Origin of the sequence: Puniceibacterium sp. IMCC21224 (genome assembly GCF_001038505.1) — a bacterium.
GTDB lineage: Bacteria > Pseudomonadota > Alphaproteobacteria > Rhodobacterales > Rhodobacteraceae > Puniceibacterium.
Genome location: NZ_LDPY01000002.1, coordinates 137,283 through 154,260 on the forward strand (window position 1 = coordinate 137,283; position 16,978 = coordinate 154,260).

The window sequence follows — 16,978 nt, forward strand, 5'->3', positions numbered from 1 at the left end:
GCGGTGCCCTCCTGTCAGTCGGTTTGTTTGAAACGATCCTCGAGTGCGGTCCACTCGGGGTAGTCGAACAAATTCCAGAGCGCGCGATGATCCAGCATCCGGTTGCGCATCCCATCCGTGGTCCCGGTCTGGCGCAGCGTGTTCAGCAGTTCGGCGCCCATATGCCCCACCACTCGCGTCATGGAATTGGGATAGATCGCAAGCCGATAACCAAGCGCCTCCAGATCCGCACCCGGCAGCAACGGTGTGCGCCCGCCTTCGACCATGTTGGCCATTGTGGGCCGTGAAAGCCGGGTGTTGAGCAGCTGCATTTCATCGCGGCTTTCGGGGGATTCAACGAACAGCACATCGGCGCCGGCCTCGCCATAGGCCGCAGCGCGGTCAATCGCGGCGTCTAGTCCGTGATCGCTGCGCGCATCGGTACGCGCAATGATCAGGAAATCCGGGTCATGCCGGGCGTCAACTGCAGCCTTGATCCGTCCAGTCATTTCCTGCACCGACACCAGCTTGCGTCCCGGTTCATGGCCGCATTTCTTGGGAAAGGCCTGATCTTCCATCTGCACGGCGCTGACGCCCGCGCGCTCAAGATCGCGGATTGTGCGTATCACATTGATTGGCCCGCCGAACCCGGTGTCGATATCGCAGATCACCGGGATATCGACGCTGTCGGCAATGCGTTGCGCCCGTTCGATCAGTTCTGCACTGGACAGCGCCCCCATATCCGGGGCGCCAATCGCGCTCATCGAGACGCCCGAGCCGGTGATATAGGCGGCCGCGAACCCGGCGCGCGCCACCAGGCGCGCCGTCAGGCAGTCGTAGCAGCCCGGCGCCACTAGAAGATCCGGCGCCGCGACCAACGCGCGCAAGCGCGACGAGCGGCCCAGAACCCGGCCCAGACCGGTCGGATAGGTGTCTGCGGAAATGTTCATGGCCGTCCCCCGGCTGCTGTGTATTTGCGGTCCTGATATCCAACGTCGAGAAAGCGCGCTTCGCGGGCATAGACGTCTTCCATGCCGACGAGTCGGTGCATCCCGGTGAAATCGGCATAGAGCGACGGGTCGACGCCGGTGCCGTCCCGTTCACGGATCGTTGCAAGGGCGGTGCGCATCGCATGGATTGACGCCAGCAGCAGGCTGACCGGAAGACTGACCCGCGCCACACCCATCGCCTGAAGGTCCGCAAAGGTCAGCCCCAGAGGTGTCTTGCCGCCTTCGACCATGTTGACGGCGAGCGGCCCGCCGATCCGGTCGACCAGGGCAGCGATTGTATCGCGACTGTCGACGCCATCGACAAAAACCATCGTCGCGCCAGCCTCAAAGTAGATCTTTGCTCGCGAAACAACCGCCTCTACGCCTTCAACCGCCAGGGCATCGGTACGCGCGTTGATCACAAAGTTCGGGTCATTGCGGGCCTCGGCGGCGGCGGCGATTTTGCCGGCCATCTCCTGCGCCGGGATCACCTCTTTGCCCGCAAGGTGACCGCAGCGTTTGGGCATAACCTGATCTTCCAGGTTGATCCCCGCCGCGCCGGCCCGTTCGAACGCCTCGACCGTGTACCAGACGTTCACAGCGTTGCCATATCCGGTGTCGCCATCGGCCATCAGCGGGATATCCACGGCCGCGGCCATCGCCGCCGTCCGCTCGGCCATTTCGCGCATCGACAGCAGGCTGGCGTCGGGCAGGCCCATATGCGCGGCCGAAATCCCCAGCCCGCTGGCCTGCACCGCATCAAACCCCGCCTCCTGGATCAGTATCGCCGAGAGCGGATCATGTGCGCCCGGCATCACCAGTATATCGGGGGCCTCAATCAGTTCTTTCAGGCGAGTGGCCTTGGACATGGTGTGCGGTCCTTTGCGAAAAAAGCACCCGCCGGTATTTCCGGCGGGTAACACAGCTTAGTTGGAGGAGGAGTCCAGCATGTCATTGGTGAACGCCGCGTCGATATCCAACCCGTCGAGCTTTTTCTCCGAGAAGGTGTCGAGGAAAGTCACCACCCGCTCCATCTGCTCACGCGTGATTTCGGGAGAGGTCGGATAAGCCGGCAACACCGATGTCCACGCCTGATCGAACAGCGGTTTTTCGACCTTGGGAAAATAAGCCGCGTAGACTTTGTCGCGGATCGCTTCGGTCTGCTCCGGGTCGTGCATTGCCATCTGCGCGCGCTGGATGGCGCTCATCATGCGCTTGGCCACCTCGGGCTTTTCGTTGATCCAGCCCTGACGGGTGTTGACCGAAATGTAGAGGTGCCCATCCAGCGCCGGAAGCTGACCAGCCGCGGTGTTGAACAACAGGAACCCGTCGTAGTTGGCAATCGCGGTATCGCTGGTCGGGTTCGACAGGGTAAAGGCGTCGATCCGGTCCCGCGAAAACGCCGCGAGGATTTCAGAGCCGCCGCCGACAAAGACCACCGTTGCGTCGCGTTCGGGGTCGAGCCCGGCTTCGGTCAGCATGTACAGCGCCAACTGATGTGTGCCGCTGCCTGCCCCGGTTACGCCGATCAGCGCACCTTTAAGGGCGGCCAGACGTTCCGCGACGCTGCTGTCTGCGGTCAGGCCCTTTTCCCTGGCAAGCGCGCCGCGCATCACCACGTTCGACGCGTATTGCGTCATCAGCGCGCCGATGATCACGGTATTGGTGTCTTGCGCCGCCGCCCGCAGTGCCGCCGACGTCGACCCGATGTAGACATCCATGTCGCCACCCAGAACCGCCGCCATCGCCGTGCCGCCACCAGCCTTGAAGACCTGAAGATTGGCGTCGATATCGGCATCGGTGAAATAGCCCATCTGTTCAGCCACATAGACCGGCAGATAGAGCATACCGATGCTGGGCATGGCAAAGTTCACCGTGTCCGCGGCCTGAACCGGGGCCGAAGCGCCAAATGTCATCGCCCCGGCTAGCACCACCGCTGCGGCGCCTTGTCTGAATGATCTGAATATCGTCATGTTGTGTCCTCCTCCTTGTTTAAACGTGTCGCACGTTGTTCGCGCGACGGTTTTCACGACCCGTGGGGTCATGTGTCAGATCGACATCTCGCGCGACGACTCTGTGTCGCGCCAGGGCATCGCCTTGTTCTCGACGATCTTGACGGCGGCATTGAGAAAGAACGCCATGATCATGATGCCGATCAGCGCGGCAAAGACGCCGGTGGTGTCGAATTGCCCCGCCGAATTGGCCAGCAGATACCCAAGCCCCCGATTCGAGGCGATCAGCTCGCCCACGATGGCGCCGATCAGGGCATATGGCACCGAAAGGCGCAGACCGGTGAAAACCCAAGTGATCGCAGATGGCAGAACCACCTTGAACAGCACATGCCGTTCCGTGGCGCCCATCAGCCGCAGGATGGCAATCTGTTCGCGGCTGACCGCGCGCACGCCGGTATAGGTGTTCAGGAACACCAGGAAAAACACGATGGTCGCGGTCAGGTAGATCTTCATGTCGATGCCGATGCCGAACCACAGCACGAACAGTGGTGCCAGCGCGACCTTTGGAAGGCTGTAAAACATCATGATGAATGGATCGAGCACCTCGGCCACCAGCCGCGCGCGCCCCAGCCAGACGCCAACGGCCATGCCGATCAACCCGCCCAGCAGAAACCCGCTAAGCGCCTCAACCAGCGTAATCGCGCCGTGATAGAAAATTGTCCCCGAGATCAGCCAATCAAAGAACTGCCCGGCGATGGCCGAAGGTCGGCTGATAAAGAATTCCGAGGCAAGCCGCCCCGAGGCCAGTTCCCAACTGACCAATACAATGACCAGGAACGCCGCTCGCAGCGACCAGATACGTCTCTTGCTCAGACTTTCCATGTCAGCGCACCTCTTCGATGGACGGGGCAAGGACATCCCAGAGGTCCGCCGTTAACGTGCGGTATTGGGGGTCCTTGCGCAGTTGCAGAATGTTGCGTTCGGGGGACAGCGGCACATCGACGATCCTGTCGATTGATCCGGGCCGACCGGTAAAGACCGCGCAGCGGTCACCGATGGCCACTGCTTCGTCCAAATCGTGTGTGACGAACATCACCGTCTTGTTTAACCTGCGGCAGAGGTCGCGGATTTCGATCTGCATCCGCATCCGCAGCATCGCGTCCAGCGCTGCAAAGGGTTCGTCCATCAGCAGCGTTTCAGGATCGTAGGCCAGCAGCCGCGCCAGCGCGCAGCGTTTGCGCATGCCGCCAGACAGTTGATTGGGATAAGATTTTCCAAATCCGGTCAGGCCCACCGTGTCCATCAGAACTTCGATCCGGTCTGCAATTTCGGATGCCGCCATGCCTTTGATTTCAAGGGGGATCGCGATGTTCCCCGTGACGTCGCGCCACGGAAGCAGGTGATCGCTTTGCGTCATATAGCCGACAGCGGGATTGTAAGGCTGCACTTGCTGGCCGCGATAGATCACCTCGCCCGCGGAGGGCGAAAAGAGCCCGGCGGCCATATTGAGAAGTGTGGATTTGCCACAGCCCGAGGGCCCCACCAGCGTCAGGATTTCACCCGCATGAACGTCCAGATTGATCGCCTGCACCGCCTGCAAAGCTTCGCCTTTGACGTTGAACTGCTTGGAGACGTTGCGAAAGGTGATCAGCGGGTCTGTCGTGGTGATTGGCTGCATCACCTTGGGACTCTTGTGCTGGGTCATATCGCCCTCTTTGTCAGGGGGGCATCCTGCACCCGGGATTTCGTTTGTGGTACAACCAGCGCATCCAGTGCCAGAACGCCCTGACCCTCCTTACAGATCAGCAGCGGATTGATTTCGGCCTCGGCCACGCCAGAGCAATGCGCCAGCCGCGACAGCGCCACAATCGCCTGCGCCAGTGCCTCAAGATCACCGGGCAGCTTGCCACGAAAACCACGTGCCGCTTTTAGAAACTGGACATCGCCCAGCATCTCATGCGCGGTTGCCAGGTCAACCGGTGCGACGCGCATCGTGGTGTCGTTCAGGATTTCGGCCATGACACCGCCCGCGCCCAGCACCACCATCGGCCCCATAAGAGGGTCGTTGCGGTAACCAATCAGGGCCTCGCTCACGCCGCCGGTTGCCATCGCCTGCACCAATACGCCGCGCAGGACGGCATCGGGATGCGCGCGGGCCTGACTCTGCATCAGGCTGTCAAAGGCGGCGGCGACCGCGCCCCCGTCGTTGAGCGCCAAAACCAGTCCGCCATGGTCGGATTTATGCAGGATGTCCGGCGACAGGATCTTGAGTGCAACCGGCCCGGCAAGAGACGCGTGTATGTCGCGCGCCTCTTTTGCGGTGGTGGCAGCGCCGCCTTTGGGCCCATGAATGCCCAGCAGATCGCAGATCCCGCGCGAGTCCACTTCATCCAGCGCCATGCCGCCAGCGGAGTCGAGCGCGCGCTGCACCGCCCCGTCCAATGCCGTGTCCAGAGAGATTTCGGCGATCGGCGACCGCCGGGACAGACGTGCGCGCAGCCCTTCGGCGCAGGATTCCGCGGTGCGAAATACTCCGATCCCCTCTTGTGTCAGCATCCGCCGCGACTGTTCGGCGGCGGGCACCAGATAAACCCCCAAAGGTTTTGGCGCCGCCGCAAAGCCGCGCAGCGGTGCCACCGCCAGGTCGGGATGAAACTGCGAGGACGAACCAATCACCATGGCAACCGCATCGACCGCATCGCTGGCCATCAGCGTCTCGATCACGGCGCGAACCAGATCGGGTCGCGTGCCCGCCAATGTCAGGTCGATCAAGCCAGCGCCGCCACCCGTCACACCATGGCCGGACAGGATTTGTTGCACAGCGGGCAACGCAGGCGCCATCTCAAGCCCGTTGGCGGCCAGCGCATCCACCACCATCGCACCGCCACCGCCGGTTGTAGTCACGACAGCAACACGCCGCCCGGTCGCGGGACCTGAGCCGATAAACAGCGGCGGCGCTTCGAACAGCGTCTCGAGGATGCGCACCCGTGCAATCCCCAGATGAGACAGCAGGGCGTCAGCCGTGGCATCGTCACCCGCCAGCGCCCCGGTATGGGTCGCGGCGAGCGCCTGACCCGCCTTGGATCGCCCCAATTTGTACGCCAGCACCGGTTTGCCCGCCGCATCGGCCCGGCGCGCCAGATCGGCCAGGGCATGGCGGTCGCGGATCGCTTCGAGAAATAGCAAAATGGCGGTGCAGCGCGGATCATCCAACATCAACGCACCGACTTCGCCCACGGTCAGATCAGTCTCGTTTCCGACCGAAACGAGGCTGGAAAATCCGATGCCGCGGGCTGCACCCTGCGACAGCAGCGCGCCGATCATGCTGCCACTTTGAGAGATGACGCCATAGCCACCACGTGGCAGGGCCTCCATCTCAAGGGTGGCATTGGCGCTACAGGCAAAGCCGCCGGTGTCGATGATCCCGATGGAATTCGGCCCCAACAGCCTCATATCGCCTGCGGCCTCATGCAGTGCCTGCTCTCGTGCCTGACCTTTGGCGCCCGCCTCGGAAAACCCATCGCTCAGGATTGTGGCGCAAGTGACTCCGACCCGCGCGCAGTCGCGAATCGCGTCGGCAACCCGGTCGGCACCGACCATGACAAAGGCGTGATCCACCACCTCGGGCAGGTCGTCGAGGCTGGCGTAACAGCGCGTGCCGTCAATCTCGCTTACGGATGGATTGACGGGAAAGATCCGGCCTTGAAACCCGTGCCGATGCAAATACCGCAGCGGCCGGGCCGCATTCTTGGCCGGATTCGACGAGGCCCCGACAAGCGCGACTGCGCGCGGCGCGAACAGCGCACGGGCAAGATCGGATTGGCCTATCCGTGGTATAGTCAAATTCTGTTTCCTCCCTGCGATCCAGATCGCAGCCTACCTGTCGCCGCATTAAACGATCTTTCAGGTCTTGTTGTAAACCTGACTACACTTTAATACCTTTGCAAATTGTTTTTTGTGAAAAGGTCGAATATTCGACCTTTTGCTATACACACGCTGTGACCTGCACTTCACCAAGGACGGCCCATGCTCGCTGACCCGACGCCGCTCTATCATCGGATCTACCTGGTTTTGCGCGAGCAGATCCTTGACCACAAATTCGACCCGAATGCGCCGATGCCCAGCGAACTTGACCTGGCCCGCGCCTACTCTGTGTCGCGGGTGACGTTGCGCAAAACGCTTGAGCTGCTTGAGCGCGAGGGCCTGATTCTGCGCCAGCGCGGCCGCGGCACCTATGCGCGTCCGCCCACCAATCCGGGTGCAGTGCAGGCGGATATCAGCGGCCTGGTTGAAAACCTGCTGGCGATGGGCCTGTCAACGCAGGTCAAGGTGCTGGAATTTGACTATCTGCCCGCCCCGCCGGATGTCGCCAAGGATATGGGATTTGCCGCCGGTACCATTGCGCAACATGCCGTGCGGCTGCGCAGTTTGAATGACAAGCCGTTTTCCTATGCCGTCACCTATGTACGCGAGGATATCGGGCGCACCTTCGGCGCCGAGGATCTGGCCAAGACATCGCTGTTGCGGCTGTTCGAAATGGCGGGCGTGAAAATCGCTGGTGCTGAACAGCGGGTGTCGGCCAGCGCCGCCGATTATGTGGTGGCCGAGGTGTTGGGCGTCGACGTCGGCGCACCGCTGCTGTCAATCAAACGCGTTGTGCGTGACAGAGAAGGTCGTGCAATTGAACGAATCCGCGCCCTCTATCGACCAGATATGTACGAGTTTGAGCTGAACCTGACGCTTGGCGATGGGCCGGATGGCACCACATGGCGTCCCTCGCAGAAGATTTTGTAGCCGCAGCGGCGGGGTCTTACTGCGTCAGTTCGGGTCGCGCCGGGCGTTTCGCAATCCCCAGTTTCAGGACAATTCCGCCGCTCAGCACGATCAGCAGGCAGCCAAGACCGTCCAGAACATCCGGCAACTCGGCCAGAAAGATGTATCCGATCAGCACCGCCCAGATGATTCGCGCATAATCCAGCGCGCCGATCAGCATCGAGGATGACACACGATACGCCACCGTTGTACAGGTGTGCACGGCCAGCGCGATCATGGCGAGCATCACCAACCAGACCCATTCCCCTGGCTGCGGCACAGTCATCATCGGCGCGGCAGCCGCGCCGTAAACCAACGCTCCCCCCAGGCTGAAATAAAACAGTACCGCGTAATTCGTGCTGCGCGCGGGCATTCGCCGCACGGCAAGGTTCATCCCCGCCGCTGTCACAGACCCCAGCAACACCACCGCTGAATCGAGTCCAATCCCGCTGGAATCGGGTCGCAACACGATCAAAGTGCCGCCAAAACCGACCAATAGTGCCACCCAGCCCAGCGGCTTAACCTTTTCGCCAAAGAGGAGGCGGGCAAAAATCAGTGCAAAGATCGGCGTGGTGAAATTGATCGCCGTCACCGTGACCAAAGGCAGCGTCCGCAGAGCGTAGTAGAAACACGCCATCGTAAAGATCGCAAAGCTGGCATGGATCACATGCGCCTTGATGTCCGCGGCTTTGACGGCGCGAATGTTATCGTAGAAAAACAGCAGCGGCAGCAGCAGACCCAGCGTGATCCACGACCGCATGGCCAGCATTTCCAGCGTACCGACTTCCAGCGCCGCCAGCTGTTTGATCACGACCCCCATAAAGGGGATCGTCAGCGTATTGAGCAGCATCGCCAGCACACCGAGCATCGGGCGTGCTGCGATAATTCCCGACGTTCCAGAGATGCTCAATCGACCTGCCGCCAGATCGGCCCCCGCGCCTTGACAGCGTCCAGCAGGCTTTCGTCAAATGGTTCGAGAGTATAGCCCAGAGGTTGCGGTGGGCGGTTCTCGTAGCCGCTGAGACGTTCGATCACGTCGCGTATGGCGGGGTTGGTATAGTAGGCGTTGTATGCGGCGGTGACCACGGCGTCAAAACGCTCGGGCATGTTGGTCTCGATCTCGCGCAGGATGTCTTCGCGCGGGGCGGCGTCCAGACCGGAAAACCCGTCCGGCAAGGCGCCAAGAACGGTATCAAGCGCCTCGGCCCCACCCGGCAGATCGGCGGCAAGTTCGGTCATTCGCGCCGCGAGTCCCTGCGCCCCGGCAGCGGGCCAATCTGTGCCATCGCCGGGCAACAATGTGTCTAGCAGGGCGGTCAGCGGGTCGGTCATGCGATGGCCTTTTTCGGGGCGCGCAGATCGCGCATTGCAGTTGCCGCGCGCAGGGCCAGCGCCTGCAATGTCGGTGTCGGATTGACCGCAGCAGCGGTCACAAAGGTCGATGCATCGACGATCGACAGGTTTCCCAGGCCATAAACACGGCCCCATTCGTCGGTAACGCCCTGCGCATCATCCACCCCCATGCGCGCCGTGCCCATCAGATGGAAGCCAGCGTTGCGGGTCAGAGGATTGACCGCGATGTCACGCGCCCCTGCGCCACGCAGCGCTTCAGAGGCGCGCTGGATGCCAAAGTCCAGCATCTTGCGGCTGTTGTCGCCGACGCGGTAAATCATCTGGGGCACCGGCAAACCGAACCGATCCCGCCGGGTGTCGTGCAACGCGATACGGTTATGTTCTTCGGGCAAGTCATCGCAAGTCACGGTCAGCGAAAGACTGCGCCCGAAACGCGCATCAAAGGTCTGAGCATGACCCCGCCCCCAGGGCAGTCGCAGGCCATACCCACCCAGCGCTGTCGTCAACGGCCCCTGCCCACGCAGCGCCTGAAGCTGAAAACCGCCGGTAAAACCGCGGCCCGGGTCGCTTTCATAAAATTCCTGACATACCATCGCCGAGGCAAACGGCCCCCTCCAGCTCTGGACATTGTCGTCAAAGATCCCGGTCACAATCGCCGTCGGATGCAGCATCAGCCCGCGCCCGAACAGCGGGTGATCCAGCACGCCGCCCAGCAGTCGTGCATTGCCAAGCGCATTGCCTGCCAACACCACCTCACCGCAGGACAGCGTTTTGGTGCCCTCTGCATCGACATAGCGCAGGCCCGTTATGTCGCGCCCGTTGCGCGCAAATTTCAGCCCGGTCACCACCGCGCCATGGCGTATTTCGACCCCTCGGGCCTGAGCGGCCTCCAGATAGGCGACATCGGCGCTGGCCCGCGCGTGACGCGGGCAGCCAACCCCGCAGGGTCCACAATTGTTGCACGCGGCCCGACCCGGTCGCGCGCTGCTGAGGATCGCTGCATCAGACGGCCACCAATGCCATCCCAGCCGGTCAAAGGCTGCCGCCAGCCGTTCCGTCGCCGCACACAGTGGCAGGGGTGGCGATGGTCGCTTGGCACGTGGTGGATTGCCTGGATCACCGGCAAGGCCGGACACGCCCATCATCTGATCGTTCAGATCATAGAAAGCCTCAAGTTCGTCGTAGGTCACTGGCCAGTCCGCCGCGACGTGATCGAGACTGTTCCGGCGGAAATCCGATGGACGAAATCGCGGGAAATGCGCGCCCCAGCGAATGGTGCTGCCGCCAACGGCATTAAAGATCGCCGGCTTGATCGCGCTTTCGCCATCATCCACCGGGTAATCCGCAGGTCCCCGCCGCACGTTGGGATTTGCGTTGTAGTTGCGCTGCAACGCCAATTCCCAATCGGGCGACAGCGACGGAGCATTCCGCTGGTCGACAAAGCTGCCAGCCTCAAGCACCACAACCCGCAGGTCTGGGGCTGCCACTGCCCAGGCAAACGCCAGCCCGGCAGCCCCTGCGCCGACAATCGCGATGTCGGCGATGTCGGTCATGTGTTCACAGACTCGTCCGGCACCTCAAGATCGACCCGACCATTGCCCGATTTCATCTTGTTGAAGGTGTGGCATGATGCCTCGAACGCCGGAATCCCGGCCGGCAGCGCCGCCATAAATGCAGCCTCGTAGACCTCTTTCCAGGTTGCACCGTTCTGCATCGCGCGGATCGCGGCCCATTCAACGCCCTCACCGTCGCCCTTGACGGCAGTGGTCACACCCACCAGCACCAGGAACCGCGTCTTGAGGTCCATGGGCCGCCCGTCTTCGGGGCCAAACAGTGTGTAAGAGGCAAGATCGCCATACCGGCGCAGCATTTGCGGATCCAGCTCGGCCAGATAGTCATGCACCGGCAGCGTATAACCGCGCACGCTGCGAATTTTGTCGAGCTCGTCTTTTCCTTCGGGGGTCATCTCAGGTCCTTTTGCTTCAGAGAATTGTCAGATTTTGCGGGCGGCAAGTTCGCCTTCCTTGATGGCGTCATTGACCCGGCGGGCCGACATGGCGTCACCGATCAGATGGGCGTCAACGCTGTCGCCTAGCGCGTGGAACAATGCGTCATTGGCGGAACCACCCTGCACCATCACAACGATGTCGATATTGTCCAGCGTCTCGGTTTCGCCGGTAAAGAGGTCGCGCATCGTGACGCTGTCGGCGGTGATTTGTGTCAGTTCACGATCAACGTGGAAGGTCACACCGGCGCGGCGCAACATGCCATGCACCTTGCCCCAATCGCGCGACGCACCGAGGTCGGGAGACGGTTGACCCAGTTGTGTTACAAAGAACACCCGCGCGCCGCGCTGCGCCAGATATTCAGCCGTGACAGCGCCCTGGCGTCCGCCCATGGTGTCAAACACCACCACACGTTTGCCAATCTCAGGGTCGCTTTCCAGCAATTGAGTGTAGGCCATGACATGCGGCAGATCCGCGCCGGGCAGCGGAGCGCCGGCCCATTTTTCGGGGCGCAGCATGGTCCAGCCATGCCGCAACCCGGTCGATCCGGTGGCAATGATCACCGACTCGAACCCGGCCAGATCCGTTTCGGTTGCGGTGGTGTTCAGCCGGATATCGACAGTCTCATCACCCAATCGCGCCTCGAGCCAGTCGACGATGCCCACCAGTTCGGTGCGGCTGTCGGCCTTGGCCCACCAGCGCACCTGCCCGCCAAGGCGCGCGCGGGATTCGAACAGCGTCACCGCATGTCCGCGCCGCGCCAGCGTCCAAGCGGCCCGCATCCCGCCGGGCCCGCCACCAACCACCGCCACCTTGCGTGGCGTCGCGGCGGCGTCCAGCGACTCTTCGTCCAGCTCAAGCTCGCGACCCGCTGACGGGTTGTGAATGCAGCCGATCGGCGCCTGAGCAAAAATTGTCGACATGCACCAATTTGCGCCGACGCAGGGTCGAATCTTGTCCGCATTGCCCGACAGCGCCTTTTCGCCCCAGCGCGCATCTGACACCAGCCCACGCGCCATGCCGACAAAATCCAGCTTGCCGTCGGCCAGATACCCCTCGGCTTCGTTCGGGTCGACGATGCGCCCGACGCCAACCACAGGGATCTTCAGCCGCGCCTTGACCGTCGCGGTGGCATCCAGTTGAAAGCCATGTTTTTCCGGCGCCGTCGGATAGATCAGCATCCGGTTGATATAGGTCCCGTGTGACAGCGAGATATAGTCGATCAACCCGCTCGCTTCGAACTCGGCGGCCAGATCGGCCCAGTCATTGGGTCGCAAACCGCCTTCGTGGCCGTCATCGGAATTCAGCCGCATGCCCATGATCATGTCCGGGCCCAGCTCTTCGCGGCAGGCCTGAAGGATCTCCATTACGATCCGCATACGATCTTCAAGCGAGCCGCCATAAGCGTCATCGCGCAGGTTGGTCGCAGGCGACAGAAACTGGTTGAGCAGATAACCATGCGACATGCCGTGGACTTCGACCCCGTCCAGCCCGCCCATGCGCGAGTGCCGTGCCGACAGGCGGTAGCCTTCAATGATCTCGGCGATATCCTTGCCGGTCATCACGTGCGGCATTTCGCGGTATACGCCACAGGGGATGGCCGAGGGTGCCCAGACCGGCAAACCGTTGGTCACGCCATTGGTCTGGCGCCCGCGATGCCACGGCTGCGACAACAGCAATGTGCCGTGTTCATGCACCGCTTCGGCCAGCTTGGCGTATTCCGGCACCATGCGGGGATCAAAGGCGAACGCCTTGCCCTTGTAGGGCTGTGTCGTCGGGTGGCTCGCCATTGCCTCCATAGTGATGACGGCGGCACCGCCCTTGGCGCGCGCGACATAATAGGCGATATGCGCCTCGGTAAATAGGTGATCCTTGACCAACAGCGTTGCATGCGCTGTCATCCAGATCCGGTTTCGGGCGGTTTTCGGGCCCAGCTGCATCGGGCTGCCAAGAAGCGGATAGGCGGTCATGCGATCTCTTTCTGCTGAAGTTTATTGCCGCCGTCAGGAATGCGCAGACAGCGCGCCTCTTGTCCGGTGGGCACCTGAAGGACGGGGGGGGCCTCGCTGCGGCACCGGTCGATGGCAACGGGGCAGCGGGTGTGGAATTTGCATCCCGATGGCAGCGCAATCGGCGACGGCACTTCACCCTCTAGCACGTGGCGCGTGACTTTGATCGCGGGGTCGGCAGGCAGATGCGCCGACAGCAGCGCCTGCGTATAGGGGTGTGATGGCGTCTCGAACAATGCCTCGGCGGCACCTTGTTCGACCACCTCACCCAGATACAGCACGGCGATCCGGTGGCTGATCATCCGAACCGTCCCCAGATCGTGGCTTATGAACAGCATCGCCGCCTGGGTTTCCGTGCGCAGTTCGGCCAACAGTTCGAGGATCCCGGCCCGCACTGACAAATCGAGCGAGCTTGTCGGTTCGTCCAGCACGATCAGCTTGGGATTGGTTGCGATGGCGCGGGCGATACAGACCCGCTGCAACTGTCCGCCGGACAGGTTCGCAGGCGTCCGGTTCAGCAACGCCGTGCTCAGATTCACCCGCCGCGCCAGCGTTTCGGTCCGGTCCTCACGTTCGGACCGTGACATCGGCATGTGCAGCTTGATCGGTTCAGCAATCAGATCGCGGATACGCATGCGCGGATTCAGTGCGCTCCACGGGTCCTGAAACACCATCTGCATGTCGCGGCGCAACGGCCGCACCTGGCCTTTGGGCAGTTTGGTGATGTCCTGACCGTTGAATTCGATACTGCCTTCAGTTGGCTCTGACAGGCGCAAGATCACCCGCCCCAGCGTCGATTTACCCGACCCGGATTCACCGACCATCCCCAGCGTTTCGCCCGGAGCGATGGTCAGATTGACATTGTTGACGGCGTTGACAAACCGCCCTTTTCCAACCGGAAAGCGTTTGCACAGACCGCGAATGTTCAGCACTGGCTGGGTCATACGCGCACCTGTTCGGCTGGTTCGGATTTGAGGGTTCCGGCAAAATGGCACAGCCCGAAATGGCCCGGTGTCACTTCGATATTGGGCACCGACATACGGCATATCTCGGTTGCATAGGCGCAGCGCGATTGCAGCGCACAGCCCGGCGGAAGGTTGTAAAGATCGGGGGGTTGCCCACCCAGAGCCTTGGCCCCGCCCATCTGAAACCGCTCGGGGGTCGCGCCAATCAGGTTGCGGGTGTAAGGGTGCACCGGCGTGGCAAAGACGTCCGCGACGGGGCCGCTTTCGACGATGCTGCCGCCGAACATCACGGCGATTTCGTCACAGAAATGCGCTACTACACCCAGATCGTGGGTAATGATCATCGTCGCCATGTCGAACCGTGTCACCAGATCGCGCAGCAGATCCAGGATCTGCGCCTGAACCGTCACGTCCAGCCCGGTCGTCGGCTCGTCCGCGATCAGCAGCTTGGGTGCGTTCATCAGCGCCATCGCCAGCAGCACACGCTGCGCCATCCCGCCGGACAGCTCGTGTGGCCACGACCGGGCGCGGCTGGTCGGATCGGGGATGCCGACGGCCTCCATCATCTCAAGCGCGCGTTTGCGCGACGCCTCGCGCGACCCGCGGCTGTGGATCTGGTGCAACCGCACCAACTGGTCCCCCACACGGGTCAGCGGATCCAGTGAGGTGCGCGGATTCTGCACCACCATGGCAATCCCGGCCCCGCGAATGCGGTTCAGTTCGGCGGATGGCATCGTGGTCAGTTCGCGCCCATCGAACCGAACCGATCCGCTGACGATTTTTGCCGGCGGGCGCAACAGACCTACCACCGATTGCGCGGTCAGTGATTTGCCGGCCCCGGTCTCTCCTACGATGCCCAGAATGCGCCCGGCCTCGAGCGAAAAAGAGACGCCGTTCAGCGCCTTGGCCACGCGCTCGCGGTTGTCGATATCGCGTGAGATGAAATGCGTGTGCAGATCCTCAACCACCAAAAGCGTCATGCCGCTGTCCTCCGTCTTGGGTCCGTTAGATCCCGCAGCCCGTCACCAAAAAGATTGAGCCCAAACACCAGCAGGATCAGCGCCAGACCGGGGTACAGCGCCACCCACCACTGGCCCGAGATCATGAATTCCGCGCCCTGCCGGATCATCGCGCCCCATTCCGGTGTCGGCGCCTGAATGCCCACCCCAAGAAAGGCCAGCGTTGCCGAAATCCGTACCGCCCAGGCGGCGCGCACCGCAGTCTGGGCCATGGCGCCCTGAATGGCATTGGGCAGCAAATGAACGAACAGGATGCGCCACGTCGGATTGCCCGCAGCCACGGCGCTTTCGACAAAGTTGGAGGACCGCAGCGCCAACACTTCGGCGCGCACCATCCGGGCAAAGACCGGACTGTCGAGCAGCCCCAGCACCAGGATTACGTTCAACAGCGACGGCCCCGTCGCCGCCACTACGGCCAGCGCCAGAATGATCGACGGAAAGACCCGAAGCCCGTCGAAAAAGCGCATTAGCACTTCATCGAGCATGCCGCCGCGATACCCCGCAATCAGCCCGACCGGCAGACCGATCACCAGCGACAGCAGCACGGCCGGTATGGCGATGCCAAATCCGAACCGGGCACCGTAGATAACGCGGCTGAACACATCCATACCATTGCCGTCAGTGCCGAACCAATGCAGCTCTGACGGAGCTTGCAACACCCGGTCGGTATAGGCCGCCACCGGATCATATGGCATGATCCAGGGGGCCAACAGCGCCAGAAACGCAAAGAACAGGATGATCAGCAGGCCAATCGCCGCCGTTGGACTAAGCCGGACGATACCGACGGTCCGGTTCCAGATTTTTGCGGCCCGGCTGCGGGCGGGCGTCGGGGCATTTGCGCTCAGATGAGTCATCAGCTCAGCTCCGATCTGGGTTCGATCAGGTGTACAACGATGTCAATGACGATAAAAACCAGAACCGAAAATAGCGCGAGTACAAGGACATAGCCCTGCACGGCGGTAAAGTCGCCACTGATGATCGCGTTCAGCCCATATTGCCCCAGCCCCCCCCAGGCAAAGACGTATTCGATCAGCGACATGGTTCCGACAAGGCCCGTGACTTCAGTTCCGACAAAAGTCAGCACCGGCACCGCACTGTTGCGCAGCACCAATCGGCGCACCATCCGTTCCGGCAATCCACAAGCATGGGCATAGCGCACGGTGTCTGATGCCAGAACGTCAATCGCGATGGCGCGGGTTTGTTTGATGATGGGCGCAGCCGACACAATGGCGAGACAGATCACCGGCAGCACCAGGCTTGCTGCGGCAGACCACGCGGCCTCCCAGTTTGCCGTTAGCAGACCGTCAATCAGATAGGATCCGGTAATGGTATCGGGGGGCGTGACAAGCAGACTCATCCGTCCGATGGCAGGCGGTGCCCAGCCCAGAAGATAGAAAAACACAAAGATCATCACCAATGCCAGCCAGTAGGTCGGAATAGAAAAGCCCAGAAGCGACAGCACCCGCGTCACCTGATCAAATTTTCCGTTGGGCCGAAACGCCGCACGCAGACCGACAGGCACACCCACCAGCGCTCCGATTCCGACGCCCCAGAACAGCAGCTCGAGCGAAATGACTGCCCGCTCTTTGACGTCGGTAAGGACAGGGCGGTTTGACAGCCAGCTTTCGCCCAGATCCCCCTGCACTACATTACCCAGATAGATCGCGAACTGTTGCCACAACGGCTGATCCAACCCCAGGTTTTCACGGATGGAATCGAATTCGGACTGCGTCGCCGTGGGACCGGCCAGCCGTCCGACCGGATCCAGCCCGCCGATCCGAACCAGCATGAAGGTGATGAACACCACTCCGACCAAAAGCGGCAAGACCATTAGCGCGCGACGCAACAGAAACCTGTGAAAACTCACGGTAGTTCAGCCTTTCGGTTGAGAGAT

Annotated in this window: 16 protein-coding genes; 1 reads left to right on the top strand and 15 read right to left on the bottom strand. The window is 62.0% G+C overall.

The window, feature by feature from the left end; translation table 11 throughout:
* Nucleotides 1-14: 14 nt before the first annotated feature.
* The 6 genes from IMCC21224_RS20105 to IMCC21224_RS20130 form a co-directional block, all read right to left on the bottom strand.
* The gene (locus IMCC21224_RS20105; protein ID WP_082135358.1) at nucleotides 15-929 is read right to left on the bottom strand and encodes an oxaloacetate decarboxylase; all 915 of its coding nucleotides are present in this window, start codon (nucleotides 927-929) and stop codon (nucleotides 15-17) included.
* A complete protein-coding gene (locus tag IMCC21224_RS20110) occupies nucleotides 926-1,837 on the bottom strand; it encodes an oxaloacetate decarboxylase (protein ID WP_047997376.1) in 912 nt (303 codons plus the stop codon). Before IMCC21224_RS20110 ends, IMCC21224_RS20105 begins: the two co-directional genes overlap by 4 nt.
* A 57-nt stretch (nucleotides 1,838-1,894) precedes the next feature.
* On the bottom strand, nucleotides 1,895-2,941 hold the full coding sequence (locus tag IMCC21224_RS20115) for an ABC transporter substrate-binding protein (RefSeq protein ID WP_047997377.1): 1,047 nt from the start codon (nucleotides 2,939-2,941) through the stop codon (nucleotides 1,895-1,897).
* Nucleotides 2,942-3,016: 75 nt separating this feature from the next.
* The gene (locus tag IMCC21224_RS20120; RefSeq protein ID WP_047997378.1) at nucleotides 3,017-3,802 is read right to left on the bottom strand and encodes an ABC transporter permease; all 786 of its coding nucleotides are present in this window, start codon (nucleotides 3,800-3,802) and stop codon (nucleotides 3,017-3,019) included.
* A 1-nt stretch (nucleotide 3,803) separates the two neighbouring features.
* Nucleotides 3,804-4,625, bottom strand: a complete 822-nt coding sequence (locus IMCC21224_RS20125; RefSeq protein ID WP_197089260.1) for an ABC transporter ATP-binding protein — start codon at nucleotides 4,623-4,625, stop codon at nucleotides 3,804-3,806.
* Nucleotides 4,622-6,763 (bottom strand): acetate--CoA ligase family protein, encoded by a 2,142-nt coding sequence (locus tag IMCC21224_RS20130; protein ID WP_047997379.1) that lies wholly within the window; start codon nucleotides 6,761-6,763, stop codon nucleotides 4,622-4,624. Before IMCC21224_RS20130 ends, IMCC21224_RS20125 begins: the two co-directional genes overlap by 4 nt.
* 183 nt (nucleotides 6,764-6,946) lie before the next feature.
* On the opposite strand from IMCC21224_RS20130, the gene IMCC21224_RS20135 reads away from it, so the two are divergent.
* Nucleotides 6,947-7,714, top strand: coding sequence for a GntR family transcriptional regulator (locus IMCC21224_RS20135; protein ID WP_047997380.1), 768 nt, complete (start codon nucleotides 6,947-6,949; stop codon nucleotides 7,712-7,714).
* Nucleotides 7,715-7,730: 16 nt separating this feature from the next.
* Here the strand turns inward: IMCC21224_RS20135 and IMCC21224_RS20140 are convergent, their stop codons facing one another.
* Genes IMCC21224_RS20140 through IMCC21224_RS20180 form a run of 9 tightly spaced genes read right to left on the bottom strand, consistent with a single transcriptional unit; the run spans nucleotide 7,731 to nucleotide 16,951 of the window.
* Nucleotides 7,731-8,642 (bottom strand): DMT family transporter, encoded by a 912-nt coding sequence (locus IMCC21224_RS20140; RefSeq protein ID WP_156178379.1) that lies wholly within the window; start codon nucleotides 8,640-8,642, stop codon nucleotides 7,731-7,733.
* A complete protein-coding gene (locus IMCC21224_RS20145; RefSeq protein ID WP_047997382.1) occupies nucleotides 8,639-9,064 on the bottom strand; it encodes a hypothetical protein in 426 nt (141 codons plus the stop codon). The genes IMCC21224_RS20140 and IMCC21224_RS20145 overlap by 4 nt, the downstream gene beginning before the upstream one ends.
* On the bottom strand, nucleotides 9,061-10,638 hold the full coding sequence (locus IMCC21224_RS20150) for a GMC family oxidoreductase (RefSeq protein WP_047997383.1): 1,578 nt from the start codon (nucleotides 10,636-10,638) through the stop codon (nucleotides 9,061-9,063). The genes IMCC21224_RS20145 and IMCC21224_RS20150 overlap by 4 nt, the downstream gene beginning before the upstream one ends.
* Nucleotides 10,635-11,051 carry a carboxymuconolactone decarboxylase family protein gene (locus tag IMCC21224_RS20155; RefSeq protein ID WP_047997384.1) on the bottom strand — a complete coding sequence of 139 codons (417 nt, stop codon included), beginning with the start codon at nucleotides 11,049-11,051 and terminating at the stop codon, nucleotides 10,635-10,637. Before IMCC21224_RS20155 ends, IMCC21224_RS20150 begins: the two co-directional genes overlap by 4 nt.
* 27 nt (nucleotides 11,052-11,078) lie before the next feature.
* Nucleotides 11,079-13,061, bottom strand: a complete 1,983-nt coding sequence (locus tag IMCC21224_RS20160) for an FAD-dependent oxidoreductase (RefSeq protein ID WP_047997385.1) — start codon at nucleotides 13,059-13,061, stop codon at nucleotides 11,079-11,081.
* Entirely contained in the window at nucleotides 13,058-14,044 is a 987-nt protein-coding gene (locus IMCC21224_RS20165) for an ABC transporter ATP-binding protein (RefSeq protein WP_047997386.1), read from the bottom strand. Before IMCC21224_RS20165 ends, IMCC21224_RS20160 begins: the two co-directional genes overlap by 4 nt.
* On the bottom strand, nucleotides 14,041-15,045 hold the full coding sequence (locus IMCC21224_RS20170; RefSeq protein WP_047997387.1) for an ABC transporter ATP-binding protein: 1,005 nt from the start codon (nucleotides 15,043-15,045) through the stop codon (nucleotides 14,041-14,043). The genes IMCC21224_RS20165 and IMCC21224_RS20170 overlap by 4 nt, the downstream gene beginning before the upstream one ends.
* Nucleotides 15,042-15,938 (bottom strand): ABC transporter permease, encoded by an 897-nt coding sequence (locus IMCC21224_RS20175; protein ID WP_047997388.1) that lies wholly within the window; start codon nucleotides 15,936-15,938, stop codon nucleotides 15,042-15,044. Before IMCC21224_RS20175 ends, IMCC21224_RS20170 begins: the two co-directional genes overlap by 4 nt.
* Nucleotides 15,938-16,951 (bottom strand): ABC transporter permease, encoded by a 1,014-nt coding sequence (locus tag IMCC21224_RS20180; protein ID WP_156178380.1) that lies wholly within the window; start codon nucleotides 16,949-16,951, stop codon nucleotides 15,938-15,940. The genes IMCC21224_RS20175 and IMCC21224_RS20180 overlap by 1 nt, the downstream gene beginning before the upstream one ends.
* Between the last annotated feature and the right edge of the window lie 27 nt (nucleotides 16,952-16,978).

Bases quoted from the DNA above. Each gene is read 5' to 3' on its own strand.
- IMCC21224_RS20105 (WP_082135358.1), bottom strand. From the start codon at position 929: ATGAACATTTCCGCAGACACCTATCCGACCGGTCTGGGCCGGGTTCTG.
- IMCC21224_RS20110 (WP_047997376.1), bottom strand. From the start codon at position 1,837: ATGTCCAAGGCCACTCGCCTGAAAGAACTGATTGAGGCCCCCGATATA.
- IMCC21224_RS20115 (WP_047997377.1), bottom strand. From the start codon at position 2,941: ATGACGATATTCAGATCATTCAGACAAGGCGCCGCAGCGGTGGTGCTA.
- IMCC21224_RS20120 (WP_047997378.1), bottom strand. From the start codon at position 3,802: ATGGAAAGTCTGAGCAAGAGACGTATCTGGTCGCTGCGAGCGGCGTTC.
- IMCC21224_RS20125 (WP_197089260.1), bottom strand. From the start codon at position 4,625: ATGACCCAGCACAAGAGTCCCAAGGTGATGCAGCCAATCACCACGACA.
- IMCC21224_RS20135 (WP_047997380.1), top strand. From the start codon at position 6,947: ATGCTCGCTGACCCGACGCCGCTCTATCATCGGATCTACCTGGTTTTG.
- IMCC21224_RS20145 (WP_047997382.1), bottom strand. From the start codon at position 9,064: ATGACCGACCCGCTGACCGCCCTGCTAGACACATTGTTGCCCGGCGAT.
- IMCC21224_RS20150 (WP_047997383.1), bottom strand. From the start codon at position 10,638: ATGACCGACATCGCCGACATCGCGATTGTCGGCGCAGGGGCTGCCGGG.
- IMCC21224_RS20155 (WP_047997384.1), bottom strand. From the start codon at position 11,051: ATGACCCCCGAAGGAAAAGACGAGCTCGACAAAATTCGCAGCGTGCGC.
- IMCC21224_RS20160 (WP_047997385.1), bottom strand. From the start codon at position 13,061: ATGACCGCCTATCCGCTTCTTGGCAGCCCGATGCAGCTGGGCCCGAAA.
- IMCC21224_RS20165 (WP_047997386.1), bottom strand. From the start codon at position 14,044: ATGACCCAGCCAGTGCTGAACATTCGCGGTCTGTGCAAACGCTTTCCG.
- IMCC21224_RS20170 (WP_047997387.1), bottom strand. From the start codon at position 15,045: ATGACGCTTTTGGTGGTTGAGGATCTGCACACGCATTTCATCTCACGC.
- IMCC21224_RS20175 (WP_047997388.1), bottom strand. From the start codon at position 15,938: ATGACTCATCTGAGCGCAAATGCCCCGACGCCCGCCCGCAGCCGGGCC.